The following is a 20776-nucleotide window of genomic DNA, read 5'->3' as shown; positions in this document are numbered from 1 at the left end:
TCAGACCAGCGGTCCATTTAGTGTCGGTCCTAATTCTTCCATCTTAGTTACTTTAGTTTTGAATAATACAACACAGGACCTACCCTACGTGAGTCCTGGAGGCAGGAGAGAAATCGTCTCGTCAAAATCTTACGATGTATGGTTAAATGATATTCCGTTTTTGAAAAACTCCCCTCGAGTCTCTGGTGGCACAGAGGTACCACTTACAGACTTTTCTTTCCGATATGATGGAGGCAGTTCAACTACTGGTACAGCAGCAGGCACAATTCGTCTTTCGGACTTCCTGATCCGTGATGTAAGCGGAGTACTTCCCGTCCATCTGATCTCATTCCGGGCACAGCCAACGGGGGATCAGGTGGAGCTGGCCTGGGAGACCGCCTGGGAGCGCAACAGCAAGGAGTTTATCGTACAGCGAAGTACTGATCTGAAAGAATTTGATGATATTGGACGTATAGCGGCGGCCGGTGATGCCCAAAGCCGCAACCAGTACTCCTTTATAGATAATAGCCCGCTACCTGGCGTTAACTACTACCGACTGCGGCAGGTAGATCACGACGGCACGTACGAGTACTCTAAGGTAGTTGATGCCATTGTACGACCCGATGTACCGCTGATGCTGGTAAGTCCTAATCCGGCTTCATCGCAGCTGATACGGCTACGTACGCATGGCATGGATGTATCATCACTAAGGCTGACCAACCTGCTGGGACAGGAAATTTCTTTCCGGGCCCACACGCCGGGCGGCGACGTGGTGGAGCTGCTCCCCCAGCACCCCCTGCCGACGGGTTTGTACTTACTTTCACTAGAGCAGGATGGTCACAGGCAACATACCAAAGTACTCGTACGTTAGGAAAAAAGTAACTGTACGCCTACTTTTGTGAACTCCGGAAGGCTGAGTGGCCAGTGTTAAAAATGTGATGAAGAAATTGCAATGGGTAGTATGGGTTGCATTGTCAATAGTAACCCTTTGCTGCGAACAGAAAATACAGCATAGTAAAGTTAAAGAATCCAAAGACTGGCTTACTGAGTGTATTGGTAGTCCACTTACGCCTGAGCAGGAAGCTGATATACGTAAGCAGATCAATGCAGAGGAAAAAACTGCAAAGATTGAAGAAATCTTCAGGAGGAAACGGCTGGCTGGCTTTAACGGAAACGTATTGATTGCCCAGAAGGGGGTTGTCCTGTACAAGAACTCTTTTGGCTATGCTCATCTGCGCGACAAGGACTCCCTCAACAGCAAGCATACCTTTCAGCTGGCTTCGTTATCCAAGCCTTTTACAGCCATAGCTGTACTTAAGCTAAAAGAAGCGGGTAAAATAAGCCTGGAGGATACGATTCAGCGCTTTTTCCCTGACTTCCCTTACAAAGGAATCAAGATCAGCTCACTGCTGTGCCACCGCAGCGGCCTTCCCAACTACGCCTACTCTTTTATGGATAGCGTACGACACGGGCGCAAGTTTCCGGCCAATGCCGAAGTTATGCGGTGGTTTGCTACGGTAAAGCCTACTCCCCAGCGTTACAATATTCCGGAGCGCTCATTTAGCTATAGCAATACCAACTACCTGGTGCTGGCAGCCATCGTAGAGAAGGTTTCGGGGATGCCATTTCATGCTTATCTCCAGAAGCATGTATTTGGGCCTCTGGAGATGAACCGTACCTTCCTGATCACTTCGCCCGCCGATCCCACTCAGTTACGCACCGTCGGCCACCAGTACGGCAGGGTTATTCCTAAAGATTACTATGATGATGTGGTAGGCGATAAGGGAATCTACTCCACCACCGAAGACCTGTACCGTTTTTATAAGGGGTTAATGGGCGGCTGCCTGATCAACAAGAAAACGCTCGATGAAGCTTTTACTCCGCGTAGCTTTGAAAGATACGGTATGAGAAACTACGGCTATGGCTTTCGTCTGCACCTGGATGAGCAGCAAAAAACCCGCTATATGTACCATACCGGATGGTGGAAAGGCTACAATACCATCATGTGGATGAACAAGGAGGATGACTTTGTCATTATTATACTCAGCAACTCCTACAACCGTACCGTATATGAAGTAAAGGGCCTGCTAGATGTACTGCACGAAGAGGTGCAGTCGGATGATGTTGAGAAAGACATCTAGGCGGGTTTGAAATAGGCGCTGAATTAAGGATATTTGCCGAGCCAAATTTTAGTCCGCTTCATGCCTCCATCCTCCTATATTATAAGTACACTACTGCTTCTGGGACTGCCCTTCCTCTCTTTTGTGGGATTATGGGCCGGTGGGCGTCGTGTCAACCGCGTAGCGGGCGCGCTGGCTATCGTCATCACCGCTCTAGGCCTGGTGGTATGTATTATGCACATGTACGCTAACTTATACAGCGCATCTATTCTGAAATTCAACTGGATCCAAATGGGTAGCTTAACGCTACAGTTGTCCATCCGGTATGACTCCCTGACGTGGCTGATGCTACTGCTGGTCCATTTTGTGGCCCTGCTGGTACAGATCTACTCCACTGCTTATCTAAGTCACGAACGTAGCCTGTACCGCTACTTTGCTTTTCTGCAGCTGTTTATATTTACCATGATCGGGATTATCCTGTCGGGTAGCCTGCTGGTCATGTATATATTCTGGGAGCTGGTGGGGCTTGCTTCGTACCTGCTCATCGGATTCTGGTACCATCGCCCCCGGGCAGTATGGGCCGCCAAGAAGGCCTTCGTCCTCAACCGCATCGGTGACGCGGCTTTCCTGACGGGCATACTACTGCTGATGTACTATACGGGTTCCACCGACTTTGATGTCTTGGCACTAGCCATCAAAGACCTTCCCGCAGGACTGCTGACGGGTATTGGACTCTGCCTGTTTGGAGGATGCGTAGGTAAGTCGGCCCAGTTTCCGCTGTCGGCCTGGCTACCGGATGCCATGGAGGGTCCAACGCCGGTCTCGGCGCTTATTCACGCGGCTACCATGGTGGCGGCGGGTATATTCCTGCTGGCCCGTATTGCTTTCCTGCTTACCCCCACCGCCCAGCTTGTCATTGCTATCATCGGTACTATTACTATGCTGCATGGAGCCATTAGGGCTACCGGAGCGTGGGACATCAAGCGGGTACTGGCCTACTCTACCATTTCGCAGCTTGGACTCATGGTACTGGCCGTAGGTGTAGGTAGCTGGCAGATCGCCCTGTTTCACCTGACTACCCATGCTTTCTTTAAGGCCGGCCTGTTTCTATCGTCAGGATCGGTAATTCATGCCATGACTCCGGCCGATGGAAGTACCTCAGATTTCGACCCGCAGGATATGCGGAACATGGGTGGCCTGCAGAAAGTACTTCCTATTACCTTCGTCTGCTTTGTGGTATGTGCCGCGGCTCTGGCAGGCTTACCGTTTTTCTCAGGCTTTCTTTCTAAAGACGCCATATTTATCCGGGCCTTTGACTGGGCCAGTCACCATGGTACCCTTGCCCATATCATACCAGTGATGGCCGTAGTGGCAGCCGGAATGACGGCTTATTACATGACGCGCCAGGTGTGGCTGGTATTTATGGGCAAATCCCGTTACGAAGGTAATCCCGCAGTTCACCCGCACGAGTCACCTGCCGTGATGTGGGTACCTATGGCTCTGCTGGCGGTGCTATCCCTGTTCATATGGTTTTCGTTGAATCCGCTCGACGCCGACTCCGGTTGGTTTATCTCCAGTCTTAATGCCTTTGCAGAGCACCACTCTCTCAGCATTCCCATACTGTCCGTTGCGGTAACTGCTGCAGGTATCCTCCTGGCTTATCGGCAGGCTACCTCCGGAGGTGGCTTTGTCGGCGACACGTCTGCCAGGCAGTCGTATCGTTGGAACATAACCCAGAATAGTAAATTACTGGCTGACTATAATGAAGAGACTTCGCAGCACGAGTTTTTCCTGATACCTCTGCTACGATTCGGGCAGTTTCTGTATAGGGTTGAAGTGCGGCTTCTGGATGCTCTGGTAGACTTTATAGCCAGGGCTTCTGTAGTGTTGGCCCATATCATTAACTGGATAGACCGGTACATAGCCGACGGTGGCGTACACCTGACTGTCTATACTACGCGATCAGCCGGACAACTGGTACGGATGCTCCAGAGTGGTAAAATACAATCTTACTTTGTAGTAACAGTAGTAGGCGTTTTTCTGCTGTTACTCTGGATACTGGTAGTGTAGGAGCAGATGCTGAATTCTACTACCCTAAAAACAACTGTTGATTTTAATATTCTATGAGTGAATATCTGCTCACCTTACTAGTAGTCATACCACTGATCGGAGCCTTAGTGGCCGTAGTATGGCCCTCTCATCGCCTCCGTGACCTACGTGCTATTACAGCAGGTACACTGGTACTGGAGCTACTGGTGGGTGTACTACTATATACATCTTTTAACCCATCTCTGCCCGGCCTGCAGCTCACCGAGTCGGTCGACTGGATAACTCTCCCGCTGGGTACCTTAGGTACTGTATCGATAGACTACGCGCTGGGCGTAGATGGTATCAGTATGCCGCTGGTCCTACTGGCTCTGGTAGTACTCCTGATAGGAGCCATCAGCTCGTGGAATATTGACAAGCGGCCACGCGCCTACTTCCCCCTGTACCTGCTGCTGAGTAGTAGTGTGGTGGGCTGCTTCCTGGCGCAGGATCTCTTCCTGTTTTACCTGTTCTTCGAATTCATGCTGCTGCCGATGTACTTCCTGATCGGTCTGTGGGGGGGGCCGAGGCGCGAGTACGCAGCTATCAAGTTTTTCATCTATACCTTTCTGGGTTCACTGCTGATCCTGGTGGTGATGATTGGGCTGTACTTATCGGCCATTGATCCGGTCGAAACGGCGGTAGCTGCCGGACTGGCTGCCGATGTAAGCGCAGTTACCTCCGATCACCTGTTTATGCTCCGCGAGTTCCTGTCATCAGGTCGTGTAGCCCCCTCCAATGCGGTGCACACGTTCCGGTTTGAGTACCTGGCTGATGCCGCCAACTACCTCCCTCAGTCCATGCTCAGCCCTGATTCCAGTCTGCACCTGATGGGAGTACCCATACGCCTCCTGGCTTTCTGGCTCTTGTTTATCGGCTTTGCGGTAAAGCTGCCCGTAGTACCCGTGCATACCTGGCTTCCCGATGCGCACGTAGAAGCCCCTACTCCCGTATCGGTAGTACTGGCCGGTATCCTGCTCAAAATCGGAGGCTACGGATTTATACGGATTGTGGATGGATTCTTCCCCGCAGAGGCACTGCATAGTGCCGTACCGCTGGCTGTACTGGGTATGATATCCATTGTATACGGAGGCTTCAATGCCCTGGCGCAGTACGACTACAAGAAGATGATAGCCTTCTCCTCGGTATCACATATGGGCTTTGTGCTACTGGGTATCGCTTCACTGACTCCCGAAGGCATCAATGGTGCTATCTACCAGATGGTGAGCCACGGGGTACTTTCGGCCATGCTGTTCCTGCTGGTAGGCGTTATCTACGACCGCACCCACGACCGACGTATTGACCACTACCGTGGCCTTATCGGTCCTATGCCCCGCTATACCGTCCTGACCGGCGTTGCCTTCTTTGCCTCACTGGGTCTTCCCGGCTTTTCCGGGTTTATCGGAGAGCTGTTCACCCTGATGGGCGCCTTCCGGGCCGACTACTTACCAATATGGATTCCTGCGCTGTCCACGCTGGGTATCGTGCTGGCGGCTGCTTATTTCCTCTGGACCTATCAGCGTATGTATTTTGGTCAGCTTTGGTACCGGCACGAACAGCAGCCTTCCCTACTGTCAGACCTTACACCATGGGAAATCGGCTTGCTGCTACCTCTGGCTATACTGGCGTTCCTGCTGGGTATCCTGCCGGGGCTCATCTTTACTATATCAGGACCTACGGTAGAAGCCTGGCTGGAAAATCTACTTTAATCAGTACCCCTATAACTCTGCTCACCTGATCGCCGTTATAGTATACGTACCTAAATTATAGAAAGAGCGAATGTCTATTCTGGTTTCCAAGCTTACTAAGCAGTATGGGGTGCAACGGGCTATTGATGGCATCAGTTTTGAACTTCGTCCGGGTGAAATCGTAGGATTTCTGGGCCCTAACGGTGCCGGAAAGTCCACTACCATGAAGATCCTTACCGGCTACCTGACTCCTACTGACGGACGAGCCGAAGTGGCAGGGCACGATGTAGTCGCTAACCCTATGCCCGCCCGGCGTACGCTGGGGTACCTGCCCGAGCATAACCCGCTCTATCTGGATATGTACGTACGGGAGTTTCTGATCTTTGTAGGGAATCTCTACGGAATGCCGGCCAGTTCACTCCCGGTGCGGGTGGATGAAGTGATACAGCTGTGTGGGCTGGATGTTGAAAAACATAAGAAGATCGGACAACTCTCCAAGGGATACCGCCAGCGGGTAGGTCTGGCGCAGGCGCTGCTGCACGACCCATCGGTACTGATCCTAGATGAGCCTACCACCGGTCTGGATCCAAATCAGATCCTAGAGATACGTAATTTGATTCGTACCGCCGGCCGGAATAAAACCGTGCTTTTCTCTACGCATATTATGCAGGAGGTAGAAGCCCTCTGCGACCGGGTCATTATCATCAACCGGGGCCGTATAGTGGCAGACAGCCCATTGGCTGAACTGAGACAACGGGGCGAATCACTGGAGGAAATATTCAGGGTACTTACCTCTTCGCAATCATAAAAAAAAGCCTGCTTTGAAGCAGGCTTTTATACTGTAGTAGAACGTCTATATCATCTTCCAATATCTTCAGCGTACCGGCGGGGATCGTATCCTTTGGCAAATAGGGGATATTGATCGAATATGCGCCGCACCACGTGCCGGTAGTAGTTGTTAGGATTACTTTCGCCTCCTTTCAGGATGCCTGAGGCATAGCCCCTCCATACTACCTGATCAGACTCAGCATCAATGAGTGAAATGATCAGGGTACCTTTATCCAGGGCATATTTAATAGGCTCATAACGGAAGCCATCGTTTTCGGTATCTACCCAGTTCTTGATCACCGGCTGCATGTACCCCTGGTACCGCAGGTTGTCGTAGAAGATACCGTAGTTTACCAGTAGTGTCGGCTTATCGGCGGTCAACTTGTACCCCCGCGCCTGCATCTGGCGGCGAATGGCCTCGTATATTTCAGTACATAGGTTGTTCGTGTCCCGTTCACACTCGAGAAAGGTATACGTAGAGTAATCCTTGAAATTTGTTTCGTAGCTGTAGTCATGTTCCACAAATACTTTACGGTTTAGCGAGCAACCTGCTATGACTAAAGCAAACAAAGCAACAGTAAGCAGAGAAATATACTTTATCATACTATTCAATTGAGTTTAGGGATAGAACATAGAAAAAGGAAATATAGAATATTAAATCTTAATAATCAATATCTTACCACCCTGATTGTGCATAGATGCTACCCTGCATAATACGCAAGGGCTTGACGCATCTCGGCTGAACTCACTGGTATGTCATACGCACAGCTGCCGACTCCGTTTAGCAACGAGAATCTGATTTCCCGCCCCCGGTTCTTTTTGTCCTGTCGGGTCAGGTTAATGATCGTTTCCACGTCCTCTGATTGTATAAAAATCTTGCCAAATATGGAAAAAATAAACTCTTCCACCTGCTCAAGCACCTGACGATCAATCATCTTCTTCCTGTAGGCGATGTAACTCTCCATGATCATTCCTACAGCGATGGCTTCTCCGTGCAGCAGCCTCTCGCCTTTTGGTTTGGTCAAAAAGTGCGTTTCAACGGCGTGGCCGAGTGTATGTCCAAAGTTCAGGATCTTACGTAATCCTTTTTCCGTAGGATCCTGCTCTACCACCTTCTTCTTTACTTCTACTGAATGCGCAATTAGATCGGTCCAGTTTTGCTCATCCAGGTCCTTATACCGTATCTCTTCCCATTTGGCGGCATCAGCAATAAGGCAATGTTTTATTATTTCGGCAAAGCCCGACCGCAGCTCCTGAGGAGGAAGCGTTTGTAGAAAAGTGGGGTCAATAAGCACAACACGAGGCAGATTGAACACACCCAGGTGGTTTTTAAGCCCCTGAAAATCAATACCCAGTTTTCCACCGACACTGGCATCTACCTGCGACAGCAGGGTAGTAGGGATCTGCACAAAGTCAATACCCCGCTTGTACACAGCCGCACAAAAGCCTCCCATATCACCAATTACTCCACCTCCTATGTTCAGAACGAGTGCGTGCCGGTCCAGCTCAGCTTTAGTCATAGTATTCCAGATCTGCTCACAAGTGGTTAGGTTTTTATGCGCCTCTCCGCTGGGTACCGTCACTAGTGTATGAGCGGGCAGGAGGGGCTTTACCAGCGGGTAGCAGTGGCGCCGGGTTTGGGTATCGGCTATGACAACCACCTTCGAGTAATCCGATTGGCTTAATAACTGGGGCAGACTTTCTGTGATAGGAGCGATTTGTACTTGGTTATTCATACGTACTTAATAGACAAAACCATGAAACATAAGGAGTATCAAAGATACGAGGCCCGCTAAGAAATAGATTACCTGCGCTGGTAACACATAATGATTTTTCTAAACATTCCTGCTTTTAAACTGGTACAATCATCCTTAGGTGTGCCTAATTCGTATATCCTTTACTAGCCTATACCTTACATTCTGCTATGCGAATAAGCATTATAATTCCTACTTATAATGAAGAGGAGAATATAGAACGCCTGGTGGCTGATCTCCTTCGGTACGGTGGTAATAGCCTGGCCGAGATCATCGTGGCCGATGCCCCCAGTAAAGATCGTACCCAGGATGTAGCAAAGCAGGCGGGAGCCAGGGTGGTCGTATCACCCAGGCCCGGACGTGCCTGCCAGATGAATGCAGGAGCCAGAGCAGCTACGGGCGATGTACTGTACTTTGTCCACGCCGATGTACGGGTCCACCCCGACTATGTACAGGATATCCGGCAAGCCCTGGCCGAGGGGTACCAGCTGGGCTGCTACCGCTACCAGTTTGATGCCGACAAGCCTCCTATTCTTAAATTTAATGCGTACTGTACCCGCTTCGACCGCATCTGGTGCCGGGGCGGCGACCAGACCCTATTTATACCTAAGGCTACCTTTGAAGAACTGGGAGGATACCGCGAAGATCACTGCGTCATGGAGGATTATGAATTTATCCTGCGGGCGCGGCGCCGGTACAAGTTCAAAATAATTCCGAAGGATGTGATAGTATCGGCCCGGAAGTACGACCACAACAGCTACTTTCGTGTCAACCTAGCTAATACGGTGGTTTTTCTGGGGTACTTCTCCGGAGTAAAAACAGAAAAATTAGTCCGGATTTACAAGTCTATCATCCAGACGGAGAAGTATGGCGTACAATTAGAGAGGTAAAAAGCAACCATTCACGTATCCACAACCAAAGAAGCATTATTCCCCCTATCGACGCTACTATGACTACACCATATATATCCGGAATACAGCAGGTGGGCCTCGGCGTTACGGATGTCGCGCAGGCCTGGCAATGGTACCGACGGGTACTGGGCTTTGATGTACCCGTATTTGACGACTACTCCGAAGCCCGGCTGATGACCCGGTACACGGGAGGACAGGTACAGAGCCGCCGCGCGCTGATGGCACTCAATATGGCCGGAGGCGGTGGACTGGAGATATGGCAGTATACGAGCCGTTCTCCTCAGCACTGCGCTTTTCAGCCTCAGCCCGGCGATCTGGGCATTTATGCGATCCGGTTCAAAGCCCCTTCTGCCCGGCGTGCCTACGACTGGGTAAGTCAGCAGCCCCATGCCCTGGTGTCGGCTTATGGTACTCTACCCGAAGGGGAGGGTTTTTGGGGACAGGACCCGTACGGGAATGTATTTCAGGTCACCGAAGACTCTTCCTGGTTTCACAAGAATGGCCAACCTACCGGAGGTGTAGCGGGCGTGGTGATCGGAGTATCGGAGATGGAAGCATCTCTCCACTTCTACAAAGCACTGCTGGCCCCGTGCGAAGTAGTCTATGATCAGGTGGGCGTATTCCCTGATCTGCCCGCCTCGATAAGCGGTCAGCGTTTCAGGCGGGTACTGCTTCGTAAGAACGTAACCAGACACGGAGCCTTCAGCCAATTGCTGGGTAATGTACAGGTAGAGCTCATACAGGCCCTGGACCGGGAGCCGAGCCGTCTTTTTGCGGACCGCTACTGGGGCGACTGTGGCTACATCCACGTATGCTTTGATACGCTGAATATGGATTCGCTCAAAAAGATGCTCACCAGCAGAGGCAACCAGTTTACGGTGGATAGTGAGAACTCCTTCGGTATGGAATCAGCGGCGGGTCGGTTTGCCTATGTAGAGGATCCGGACGGTACGCTTATTGAACTAGTAGAAACGCACAAGCTACCTATTCTGAAAAAAGTGGGCTGGTACCTGGACCTGCAGAAACGTAAGCACCAAAAGCCGCTGCCCAACTGGATGCTCCGCATGATGAGCCTGAGCCGGGTCCGTGACTAGTACTTTATTGGCCTTAGCGATAGCGATTACCCGCCCAGGCTAACAGCGGGAGGCCGATGAATACTGCAATCCCCCACACACCCCCTGCTACCAGTCCCACGAAAAAAGCTAATAGTAGCACCAACAATGGGTACAAATACAGTAGCAATCCAAACAGGACCGAGTCATAAAAGACGGTACCGGCAGTACGTACAGCGACCCGTTGGCTGAAGTACCTGTACAGGGGCCGGTGAATAGCACGGCCCATACTACCTACCAGTCGGGTCAAGGCGTTAACAGCAGGTTTGGGGCAGTCGGCAAAGTAGGTGTCTATTTGTTGGGCCTGTTCATCTGTCGTAAGCCCCGCCGGTAACTCCAGCATACACGCACTGATTCGTTCTGCCAGTACTCCATTAAACTCCCGAAGCCATTTTTCATAGTCAGCCGGGGCGGTAGTCAGGTGATGGGGGAGAATGGATTCACCAAAGCAGACCTTCACCCGCTTACCTGCTCCCCGGTAGTGCTCATAGGTTAGCCCTACCGGTACCACCGCCAGACTGGTCAGGCCTCCGGCTCCGTACCAGGATTGATACGCCATACGCGCCGTACCTTTTCCGAGTGGTCGCAGCCGCCATTCATTGATACAAAGTCCTTCGGGGAATACCAGTACCGCTTCCCCCGACTGCATGACCTGTAGGCTTTCGTCGAATGTATCCCGGTTGTTCTGTACATACTGCCTGCCTTCCGACCCTCTGAATACGGGGATCAGGTGGATCTGCCGGAGCCAGAAGGCTACTTTAGGCTTACGAAAAACATCTCCTCTTGTCAATGTATGAATAGGCTGTGGCAAAATAGAGCCAACGACTACGGCGTCAAAAAAAGAATCGGGATGATTGGAAGCCAGCAGTACCGGACTTCTCTGAGGAACAGCCCATTGCCCCACTACGCATAGTCGCCGTAGAAAAATGGGGAGAGCCAGCCTGACAAGGAATCGGGTAAAGAGGTAAAACAAGTAGTGGAAGATTTTTCAGAAACTGTTGATCAAAACAAATGGATTTAACGTATGTTTAAAAGCAGTACTCAATAAATAATTGAGTATAAATCTGTAACCATCCAAAACCCCACGTATGAATCCATATTATAACGCCGAAGATCTTAAGAAGTTTGGGAAGATCGGCGAGTTTCAGGAAACCCTAGCCAAGAAGTTCTTTGACTACTACGGCGAAGTATTTGCCGAAGGCGCCCTGACCGCCCGTGAGAAATCGCTTATAGCCCTGGCCGTAGCCCATACCGTACAGTGCCCCTATTGTATAGATGCTTATACCGTAGATACGATGGAAAAAGGCTGCTCGGAGCAGGAGATGATGGAAGCCGTACACGTAGCCGCCGCCATTCGGGGAGGCGCTTCGCTGGTACACGGCGTGCAAATGATGAATAAAGCCAAGGAGCTATCCATGTAATCAGGCAGCTACACGTTGTTGCCCCTGGATTACTTCTCTTCAACCTACTTTTATGAAAAGCTTACATGCGACAAAACACGAATTAGCCAACGCTTCTACCCAGCTTGATCTGTTGGAAGAGGGCGTTCGTGACCGACTCAGCCTTCCACTCTTCCAGCAGAAAATGCAGCAGGCTGATCTATATCCGCTCCTGGCTACCGGTGTTGAGATTTTACAGATCAACGTAGGAAAGATGTGCAACCAGGTGTGCAAGCACTGCCATGTAGATGCCGGTCCTGACCGTAAAGAGATCATGACCCGCGAAACCATGGAACAGTGTCTGGCGGCCCTGGCAGCTTCCGACATACCTACCGTAGACCTCACGGGCGGTGCTCCCGAGATGAACCCGCACTTCCGCTGGTTTGTGGAAGAATGCCATAAGCTGGGCCGGCACGTGATCGTACGCTGTAACCTTACTATTATAGTAGCCAATCCCAAGTACCACGACCTACCCGAGTTCTACCGCGACCACGGGGTGGAAGTAGTAAGTTCATTGCCTTTCTACAATGCCGACAAAACCGATCGTCAGCGGGGTACCGGGGTATTCAAAGACTCCATACGTGCCCTGCAGATGCTCAACGCCGTTGGCTACGGACAGGAAGGCACCGGACTTAAGCTTAATCTGGTGTATAACCCGGCCGGGGCGTTTATGCCGGGCTCGCAGGAGGGGCTGAAGCGGCAGTTTAAGCGGGTACTCAAAGATGAATTTGGTATCGAGTTCAACGACCTGTATGCTATTACCAACATGCCTGTGAGTCGCTACCTCGACTACCTATTCTCGTCCGGTAACTTCGACAGCTACATGGAGAAGCTGGTCAATGCGTTTAACCCGACGGCGGCCCGTGGTGTCATGTGCCGTAACACCATATCGGTGAGCTGGGATGGCTACCTATTTGACTGCGACTTTAACCAGATGCTGGACCTGCCGGTCGAAAGCCGGGTACCGCAGCACATTAGCCTGTTTAACGCCGAGGCGCTTAACAACCGGGATATTGTCCTGCATCAGCACTGCTACGGCTGTACCGCCGGATCGGGCTCCAGCTGCGGAGGCACCACCGCCTGATCTATTCTAACTTATCACTATGTCTTATTTAGATACCACTATTGATGTATACAAGCAGGCCGCCGAAAAACCGGATGTAGGCCTTTGCTGTACCACTACTCCCGTTTGGCAACTACCGGGTCTATCCATGCCCAGGATCATGCTGGACATGAACTACGGCTGCGGAAGTACCGTAAATCCGCGCGATCTGGTCAATGATCCTACTGTTCTGTACGTAGGTGTAGGAGGAGGTATGGAGGTGTTTCAGTTTTCGTACTTCACCCGTAAGCCCAGTGGTGTGATCGGGGTGGACGTAGTGGATGAAATGATTGAAGCCTGCCGGACCAACCTGCTCGAGGCCGAGCAGCAGAATGAGTGGTTCAGCCGTGAGTACGTTGACATCCGGAAGGGCAGCGCGCTGGATCTGCCCGTCGAGGACGAAAGCATTGACGTAGCCGCCCAGAACTGCCTCTTCAACATCTTCAAAGCGGACGATCTGAAGCAGGCCCTGCAGGAAATGTACCGGGTACTTAAGCCCCACGGCAAGCTGGTAATGTCGGACCCGGTGTGTGAGCAGTATATGTCGGATGAACTCCGTAATGACGACCGCCTTCGCGCGCTCTGCCTCACGGGTTCCATCCCGCTCCGGGAGTACATCCAGATGATTACCGATATCGGCTTCGGAACGGTAGAGATACGGGCTAAGCGCCCCTACCGGATCCTGTCGCCTAACCACTACTCTACCCAGGAGCTGATCTATATAGAGTCGGTAGAGGTATGCGCCATCAAAGATCCCATGCCTGCCGACGGCCCCTGTGTCTTTACCGGCAGAACCGCTATCTACTTCGGCAACGAAGAGTATTTCGATGACCACAAAGGACACGTCCTGCTACCCAACCAGCCGCTGGCCGTATGCGACAAGACCGCCCATAACCTGGCCGCGCTGGGACGTGATGATATCTTTATTTCCAATTCTACCTACTTCTACGACGGAGGCGGCTGCTGTTAAAGGGCAAATCCCGATGTAGTGTAGTACACTTTAAGGCTCTCCGGTTGGGGAGCCTTTCATATTTTCTTACGAATCACATACACCCACTCATTAAATAACTGACACCGACCTCTTTTCATAGTATTTCTCCCTAACCATTCGGGTATGGCTTGCTGGTACAAGGTACTTATCGGATTAAGCATGTGTAGCTGGCTGCTGGCTTCCTGCGGGGAGAAGGTGGATCTGCCCGAAGAGGTAGCACTGGCCATGCAGGAGGTACCCGAGCAGGTCGACTATACTTACCACGTCAAGCCCATCCTCTCCGACCGCTGCTTTGCCTGCCACGGCCCCGACCAGAGCAAGCAGAAAGCGGACCTACGACTGGATGTAGAAGAGGCCGCGCTGGACAAGGAGTGCGAGAGCGGGCGTCGCGCCATCAGGCCCGGCAGCCCCGGCAGCAGCGAGCTGGTCCACCGCATCCTTTCGGATGATCCGGAGGTAATGATGCCTACGCCCGACTCGCACCTGTCGCTCTCACCGCAGGAGAAGGCCACGCTCATCCGCTGGATCGAGCAGGGAGCCGAGTACAAGCCGCACTGGGCTTTCACCAAAATAGAAAAGCCCCAGCTGCCTAAGGCAAAGAATGAGAAGTGGGTCAGGAATGGTGTTGACCGCTTTATCCTGCACAAGCTCGAAGAGCAGAAGCTAGCACCAAGCCCCGAAGCCGACAAGACTACTCTGCTCCGGCGGGTGCACATGGATCTGACGGGACTACCGCCTACGCCGCAGCAGGTGGATGAGTTTCTGAAAGACCATTCTCCCAATGCCTACGAGAAGGTGGTGGACCGGCTGCTGGCTTCACCTCACTACGGCGAGCACATGGCCGCGCCCTGGCTGGATGCCGCCCGCTATGCTGATACCCACGGCTACCAGCTGGATGTGATGCGCACGGCCTGGCCCTACCGCGACTGGGTCATCAGGGCCTACAACCAGAACCTGCCCTACGACCAGTTCGTGACCTGGCAACTGGCGGGTGACCTGCTTCCCAAGCCCACGCAGGAGCAACTCATCGCTACGGCTTTTAATCGACTACATCCCCAGAACCAGGAAGGAGGTATTGTGGAGGAAGAATACCGGACGGAATACGTGGCCGACCGCGTAGGTACCTTTGGGAAAGTGTTTCTGGGTATGACCGTTGAGTGCGCCCGCTGCCACGACCACAAGTACGACCCCATCAGCCAGAAAGACTACTACTCCCTCTTTGCCTACTTTAATAATATCAACGAAGCCGGACAAGTACCCTACCTGGGCGAATCCAGCCCTACGGTGATACTGACCACTCCGGCTACCGAACAGAAGCTCGCTACCCTGAAAAAACAGATAGAGGCTCTGGAGCAGGAGATCGCTCCTACCCACCCTGCAGCACAGAAGCGTTTCAAAGCCTGGGTACAGCGCTCGCGGTCCAATCCTCAACCTGTCGCCCGACCCGTTGGTCTGATTGGTAGCTACTCCTTCGACGAAGACAGCCTAAGTACTTTCTACAATAAAGCCAACCCTAAGCGCCCCGCTGCCGTAACGGGTGATAAAGAAAAACTACCGCAGATCATCTCCGGCCGGTTTGGCAAGGGGCGCGCGGTAAATGGAGAAGGGAACATCGACTTAGGAAAAGACTTTGCCTACTTCGAAAGGTACGATCCTTTCTCGGTGAGCCTGTGGATCAACCTCAGGAAGCAGGGAATACGGGGGCCGATCTTTGCCCGCTCCAATGGCTTGGACAACGGTGACCGGGGTTACGAATGCCTGATGAACCCGGATGGTACGCTGAGCCTCCACCTGACGCACAACTACCCCGACAACGCCATCGACCTGCAAACCATCCAGAAACTCCCCCTCAACCAGTGGGTCCACCTCACCGTTACCTACGACGGCTCCGGCTCGGCTCATCGCACCCATATCTACCTGAATGGCAAGCGGGCTCCTGTGCAAGTAAAGGCGGATGGCCTGAAAAAGAGCATGATCTATGGCCCCGGACACACCAACGGCTTTGGCATCACGCTACCCTTTATGATTGGGGCGAAGTTCCGCGACTCGATGTCAGATTTCTGGGTGGATGAGCTCTGGCTGTATGACCGCTCTCTTACTCCCCTTGAAGTAGAAAGTCTGACTACTAACCAGTCTGTAGGTACCAGGGTGACAGCTACTCCGTCTGAGCCTGGTCTGGTAGAGTACTTCCTGGCTACGGCCGATCCGGTGGCTACTCAGGTACGAAAGAAGGTGCAGCAACTACGCAAAGAAGAAACCGAGCTGTACAATGCTTGTGATGAAGTCATGATTATGAAAGAAATGGCTACGCCCAAGCCTGCTTTCATCCTCAATCGGGGAGTCTACGATGCACCCGGAGCCAAAGTAGAACGTGACACACCGGATCAATTCTTTAAGATACCGAAGGAGTACCCGCGCAACCGTCTGGGACTGGCGCGCTGGCTGCTGCACGAAGATCACCCCCTCTTTGCCCGCGTGACCGTCAACCGCTTCTGGCAGCAGTACTTCGGACAGGGGCTGGTCATATCCACCGACGACTTTGGCAACCAGGGCAGTCTGCCTACCCACCCCCAGCTGCTGGACTGGCTCGCTGTACAATTCCGCGAGATGGGTTGGGACCAGAAGAGGTTTCAGAAGATGATCGTCATGTCAGCTACCTACCGGCAGTCGTCCAGGACAGATCAGAAGATCCGTGAGCTCGACCCCGATAACCGCCTCTACGCCCGTGGCCCCAGCTACCGCATGAGCGCCGAACAGATTCGTGACAATGCCCTAGCTGCCTCGGGGCTACTGGTACCTACTATAGGCGGACAGAGCGTACACCCTTACCAGCCCAAAGGAGTATGGGAAGCCCTGGCCGCTTCGGTTTCTTCGCCTCCGTACCCGCAGGATAGCGGTAGCAAGTTGTACCGGCGCAGTCTGTATACCATCTGGAAGCGCACCGCCCCGCATCCGTCCATGGTGATTTTTGACGTACCCGAGCGGCACGCCTGTATTGTGAAGCGACAAAATACCAGTACTCCTTTGCAGGCTCTGGTTACGCTTAATGATCCACAGTACGTAGAAGCGGCACGGGTACTGGCGCAACACCTGGTGAAACTACCAGGCGATATCTCTGCTCAAATCACACATGCTTATAAATCTGTACTGAGCCGCCCTCCCCGTACCCGTGAGCTGGCATTACTCAAAGAGCTCTATACCGAAGAATACAGGAACTTTCAAACCGCTCCTGCCCGCGCTCTATCCTTAGTCAAGGTAGGTGAATACCCCGCTCCCTTTACCAAGAATCCTTCCCAGCTGGCCGCCCTGACGGTAGTGTGCAGTACCATCATGAATATGGATGAAGCCGTAACAAAGCGCTAACGTCCGCGCCGAATATTCTTTTTCTACTTTTTTAGATTAAGATTTCAAGTCACTACTCTTTTAAGGTATTGAAGATGTGACTGTAACTAATTCCTAATGTATAGTACCTGGGCTAAAATATTGACTGGATTAAGTTTGTGTAGCTGGTTGCTGGCTTCCTGTGGGGAGAAGGTAGACTTACCCGAAGAGGTAGCACTGGCCATGCAGGATGTACCCGAACAAGTAGACTACACCTACCACGTTAAGCCCATTCTCTCCGACCGCTGCTTCGCCTGCCACGGCCCCGACCAGAGCAAGCAGAAAGCAGACTTACGGCTGGATGTAGAAGAAGCCGCGCTGGACAAGGAGTGCGAGAGCGGACGCCGTGCCATTAAGCCCGGCAGTCCCGGCAGCAGCGAACTGGTCCACCGCATCCTCTCTTCTGACCCGGAGATAATGATGCCTACACCCGACTCGCACCTGTCGCTCTCACCGCAGGAGAAGGCCACGCTCATCCGCTGGATCGAACAAGGAGCCGAGTACAAGCCGCACTGGGCTTTTACCAAAATAGAGAAACCGGAACTACCCAAGGTAAAGAATCAGAGTTGGGTCAAGAATGAGATCGACCGCTTTATTCTGCACAAACTGGAAGAGCAGAGGCTAGCACCAAGTCCCGAAGCTGACAAGACAACCCTGCTCCGGCGGGTACACATGGACCTGACGGGGCTACCGCCCACACCTCAGCAGGTGGATGAGTTTCTGAAAGACCAGTCCCCCAACGCGTATGAGAAGGTGGTAGACCGGCTGCTGGCTTCGCCCCACTATGGTGAGCACATGGCCGCTCCCTGGCTGGATGCCGCCCGCTACGCCGACACCCACGGCTACCAGGACGACGGTATGCGTACGGCCTGGCCCTACCGCGACTGGGTCATCCGGGCCTACAACCAGAACCTGACCTACGACCAGTTTGTGACCTGGCAGCTGGCTGGTGATATGCTTCCCAATCCTACCCGCGAACAAGTGCTGGCGACCGCCTTCAACCGCATGCACCAGCAGAGTCAGGAAGGCGGTATAGTACCTGAAGAGTACCGGACGGAGTACGTAGCCGACCGGGTAGGTACATTCGGGAAGGTGTTTCTGGGTATGACCGTAGAGTGCGCCCGCTGCCATGACCACAAGTACGACCCCATCAGCCAGAAAGACTTCTTCTCGCTCTACGCTTTCTTCAACCAGAACAACGAGAACGGTCAGATTCCCTACAACGGCGAGGCTAGCCCAAGCATCACACTCCCTACGCCCGAAGCGGAAGCCAAACTAAAATTCATCCGTACTTCTCTCTCAACCGAGAAAAAAGCGCTGGAAAATACACAGCCTGCCTACCAGCAGCGCTACCAGGCGTGGCTACGCCAGGCAGAAGCACAGCCCCAGGCAACTCTGGTGCCGGATACACTAGGGCTCATCGGCCACTTTACGTTCGACGAGCCTACGGGCAGCCAGTTTCAGAATAGGGTTAATGCCAAACATACTGCCCGGGCCGAGGGGGATACTACTATTTCCGCCAAAGCCTCCCGCCCCGGCCGCTTCGGCAAGGCCCGGTACATCTACGGGGAAAACTCTGTCAACTTTGGCCGCGACTTTGCCTTCTTTGAGCGCCACCAGCCGTTCAGCGTCAGCGTCTGGCTCAACCTGCACGATGCCTCCGTTCATGGCTCCCTTATTCATAAATCTAACGGGGTATTTAATGGCTACCGGGGCTGGAATGTGTTCCGGCTACCGGACGGACGTCTGCGGCTCCTGATCAGCCACGTCTGGCCCGAGAATGCCATTGAACTACAAACAACAGAGAAGTTTCCCCTCAATAAATGGACCCAGCTTGCCTTTACCTACGATGGGCTTAGCAAAGCCCGGGGCGTCAAATTGTACATCAACGGCAGTCCGGTGCGGGTAACGGTGCACAACGATGGTCTGACCCAAAGCATCCTGTTCGGCAAGAACAAGTCTAACTGGTACGTAGATAACCTGATGATTGGTAGGTTGTCGGACCAGTTTACCAAGAACTTTGAGGTGGATGAGCTGAAAATATACTCCCGCTCCCTCACCCTGCTGGAAATGCAGGGACTATACACCCAACGCAACGAGGTACTGACAACACTCAGAACGCCCGCTGCCAAGCGTACCTCCGCGCAGCAATCGGCTCTGCTTAGCTACTACCTTACCCACTTTGACAAACCCTACCAGGACAAACTGGCAAAGAGCCGGCAACTGATCGGGGAAGAAACCGAGCTACTGAATACGCAGCTGGACGTGATGGTGATGAAGGAGCGTAAGTACCCCCGCAAGACCTTTATCCTGAAGCGTGGCGCCTACGACGCGCCTGATAAGGAAGTGACCGCCGACACACCAGATCAATTTTTCAAGATACCGAAGGAGTACCCGCGCAACCGGCTGGGACTGGCGCGCTGGCTGCTGCACGAAGATCACCCGCTCTTTGCCCGCGTCACCGTCAACCGCTTCTGGCAACAGTACTTCGGTCAGGGGCTGGTCATATCCACCGATGACTTCGGCAACCAGGGCGATCTGCCTACCCACCCCCAACTGCTGGACTGGCTCGCGGTCAGCTTCCGCGAGATGGGTTGGGATCAAAAGAAGTTCCAGAAGATGATCGTCATGTCGGCTACCTACCGGCAGTCGTCGAAGACAGACCAAAGGCTGCGCGATCTTGATCCCGATAACCGCCTCTACGCCCGTGGCCCCAGCTACCGCATGAGCGCCGAGCAGATCCGTGACAATGCCTTAGCGGCTTCAGGACTGCTGACGCCTAAGGTAGGTGGTGAAAGCGCGTACCCCTATCAGCCCGCTGGCCTATGGGAGGCGCTGGCTACGCGCAATGCCGTACAGTACAAACAGCAACACGGTGATAGCATCTACCGGCGTAGCCTTTACACCATCTGGAAGCGTAGCTCCCCTCCCCCCATGATGCTCAACTTCGATGCGGCCGAGCGGCACTTCTGCGTGGTAAAGCGGCAGAAGACCAGTACCCCTTTGCAGGCCCTGGTCACGATGAATGATCCGCAGTTTGTGGAGGCCTCACGAGTATTGGCCGAGCAGATGGTGCGCCATGGGCAAACACCCGATGAACGCATTACCTACGCCTACAAAGCCCTGACCAGCCGCCCGCCCCGCCCCAGCGAACTGAACCTCCTGAAACAACTATATGTTGAAGAGTATCAGGACTTTCAGCAGAATAAAGGCCGTGCACAAAAACTATTGGGAGTAGGAGAATACGCGTGGGACCGGAAGCTGAATCCGGTCGAACTGGCTACCAACGCCATTGTAGCCAGTACCATTATGAACTTTGATGAATTTGTGATTAAAAGATAATGGGGACTGACCTGACAAATCAGGTGTAGTACTTACCAACAGAA

15 protein-coding genes are annotated in these 20776 nt (G+C 52.8%); 12 read left to right on the top strand and 3 right to left on the bottom strand.

Translation table 11 applies throughout. The annotated features are described in order from the left end of the window. Positions 1-160 precede the first annotated feature (160 nt). The 5 genes from JTN23_RS04290 to JTN23_RS04270 all read left to right on the top strand — a co-directional run bounded on the left by JTN23_RS04290 (position 161) and on the right by JTN23_RS04270 (position 6680). A complete protein-coding gene (locus JTN23_RS04290; protein WP_247232635.1) occupies positions 161-850 on the top strand; it encodes a T9SS type A sorting domain-containing protein in 690 nt (229 codons plus the stop codon). A 67-nt stretch (positions 851-917) separates the two neighbouring features. Continuing rightward, positions 918-2120, top strand: a complete 1203-nt coding sequence (locus tag JTN23_RS04285) for a serine hydrolase domain-containing protein (protein ID WP_247232633.1) — start codon at positions 918-920, stop codon at positions 2118-2120. Positions 2121-2180: 60 nt separating this feature from the next. Further along, on the top strand, positions 2181-4169 hold the full coding sequence (nuoL, locus tag JTN23_RS04280) for an NADH-quinone oxidoreductase subunit L (protein WP_247232632.1): 1989 nt from the start codon (positions 2181-2183) through the stop codon (positions 4167-4169). Between the two features lie 53 nt (positions 4170-4222). Beyond that, the gene (locus tag JTN23_RS04275; protein ID WP_247232631.1) at positions 4223-5893 is read left to right on the top strand and encodes a complex I subunit 4 family protein; all 1671 of its coding nucleotides are present in this window, start codon (positions 4223-4225) and stop codon (positions 5891-5893) included. Positions 5894-5963: 70 nt separating this feature from the next. Next, complete coding sequence (locus JTN23_RS04270) at positions 5964-6680, top strand: ATP-binding cassette domain-containing protein (RefSeq protein WP_247232630.1); 717 nt, start codon at positions 5964-5966, stop codon at positions 6678-6680. A 50-nt stretch (positions 6681-6730) separates the two neighbouring features. Here JTN23_RS04270 and JTN23_RS04265 read toward each other — a convergent pair whose 3' ends face one another. Then, complete coding sequence (locus tag JTN23_RS04265; RefSeq protein ID WP_247232629.1) at positions 6731-7303, bottom strand: DUF4136 domain-containing protein; 573 nt, start codon at positions 7301-7303, stop codon at positions 6731-6733. A gap of 98 nt (positions 7304-7401) precedes the next feature. After that, positions 7402-8436, bottom strand: coding sequence for a 3-dehydroquinate synthase (gene aroB, locus JTN23_RS04260; protein ID WP_247232628.1), 1035 nt, complete (start codon positions 8434-8436; stop codon positions 7402-7404). 188 nt (positions 8437-8624) lie between these two features. Between aroB and JTN23_RS04255 the strand changes: the two genes are divergently transcribed. Both JTN23_RS04255 and JTN23_RS04250 read left to right on the top strand, forming a co-directional pair. Continuing rightward, entirely contained in the window at positions 8625-9344 is a 720-nt protein-coding gene (locus JTN23_RS04255; protein ID WP_247232627.1) for a TIGR04283 family arsenosugar biosynthesis glycosyltransferase, read from the top strand. A gap of 59 nt (positions 9345-9403) precedes the next feature. Next, complete coding sequence (locus JTN23_RS04250; RefSeq protein WP_247232626.1) at positions 9404-10459, top strand: VOC family protein; 1056 nt, start codon at positions 9404-9406, stop codon at positions 10457-10459. A 13-nt stretch (positions 10460-10472) separates the two neighbouring features. On the opposite strand, the gene JTN23_RS04245 is transcribed toward JTN23_RS04250, so the two are convergent. Beyond that, positions 10473-11450 (bottom strand): 1-acyl-sn-glycerol-3-phosphate acyltransferase, encoded by a 978-nt coding sequence (locus JTN23_RS04245; protein WP_247232624.1) that lies wholly within the window; start codon positions 11448-11450, stop codon positions 10473-10475. A 115-nt stretch (positions 11451-11565) separates the two neighbouring features. Here JTN23_RS04245 and JTN23_RS04240 point away from each other — a divergent pair, with 115 nt between their 5' ends. The 5 genes from JTN23_RS04240 to JTN23_RS04220 all read left to right on the top strand — a co-directional run bounded on the left by JTN23_RS04240 (position 11566) and on the right by JTN23_RS04220 (position 20732). Further along, positions 11566-11898: an arsenosugar biosynthesis-associated peroxidase-like protein gene (locus JTN23_RS04240; RefSeq protein WP_207504200.1), complete on the top strand. Its 333-nt coding sequence runs from the start codon at positions 11566-11568 to the stop codon at positions 11896-11898. 52 nt (positions 11899-11950) lie between these two features. Next, positions 11951-13000, top strand: coding sequence for an arsenosugar biosynthesis radical SAM (seleno)protein ArsS (gene arsS / locus JTN23_RS04235; RefSeq protein ID WP_247232622.1), 1050 nt, complete (start codon positions 11951-11953; stop codon positions 12998-13000). Positions 13001-13019: 19 nt separating this feature from the next. After that, positions 13020-13988, top strand: a complete 969-nt coding sequence (gene arsM, locus JTN23_RS04230; RefSeq protein ID WP_247232621.1) for an arsenosugar biosynthesis arsenite methyltransferase ArsM — start codon at positions 13020-13022, stop codon at positions 13986-13988. Positions 13989-14132: 144 nt separating this feature from the next. Beyond that, positions 14133-17372, top strand: a complete 3240-nt coding sequence (locus JTN23_RS04225) for a DUF1553 domain-containing protein (protein ID WP_247232620.1) — start codon at positions 14133-14135, stop codon at positions 17370-17372. Positions 17373-17468: 96 nt separating this feature from the next. Beyond that, complete coding sequence (locus JTN23_RS04220) at positions 17469-20732, top strand: DUF1553 domain-containing protein (protein WP_409049429.1); 3264 nt, start codon at positions 17469-17471, stop codon at positions 20730-20732. The last annotated feature ends 44 nt before the right edge of the window (positions 20733-20776 follow it).

This window comes from Telluribacter roseus (assembly GCF_017355915.2).
Taxonomy (GTDB): Bacteria; Bacteroidota; Bacteroidia; order Cytophagales; family Spirosomataceae; genus Telluribacter.
The sequence above is the reverse complement of the archived record's forward strand: the minus strand, read 5'-3'. Positions and strand labels throughout refer to the sequence as shown.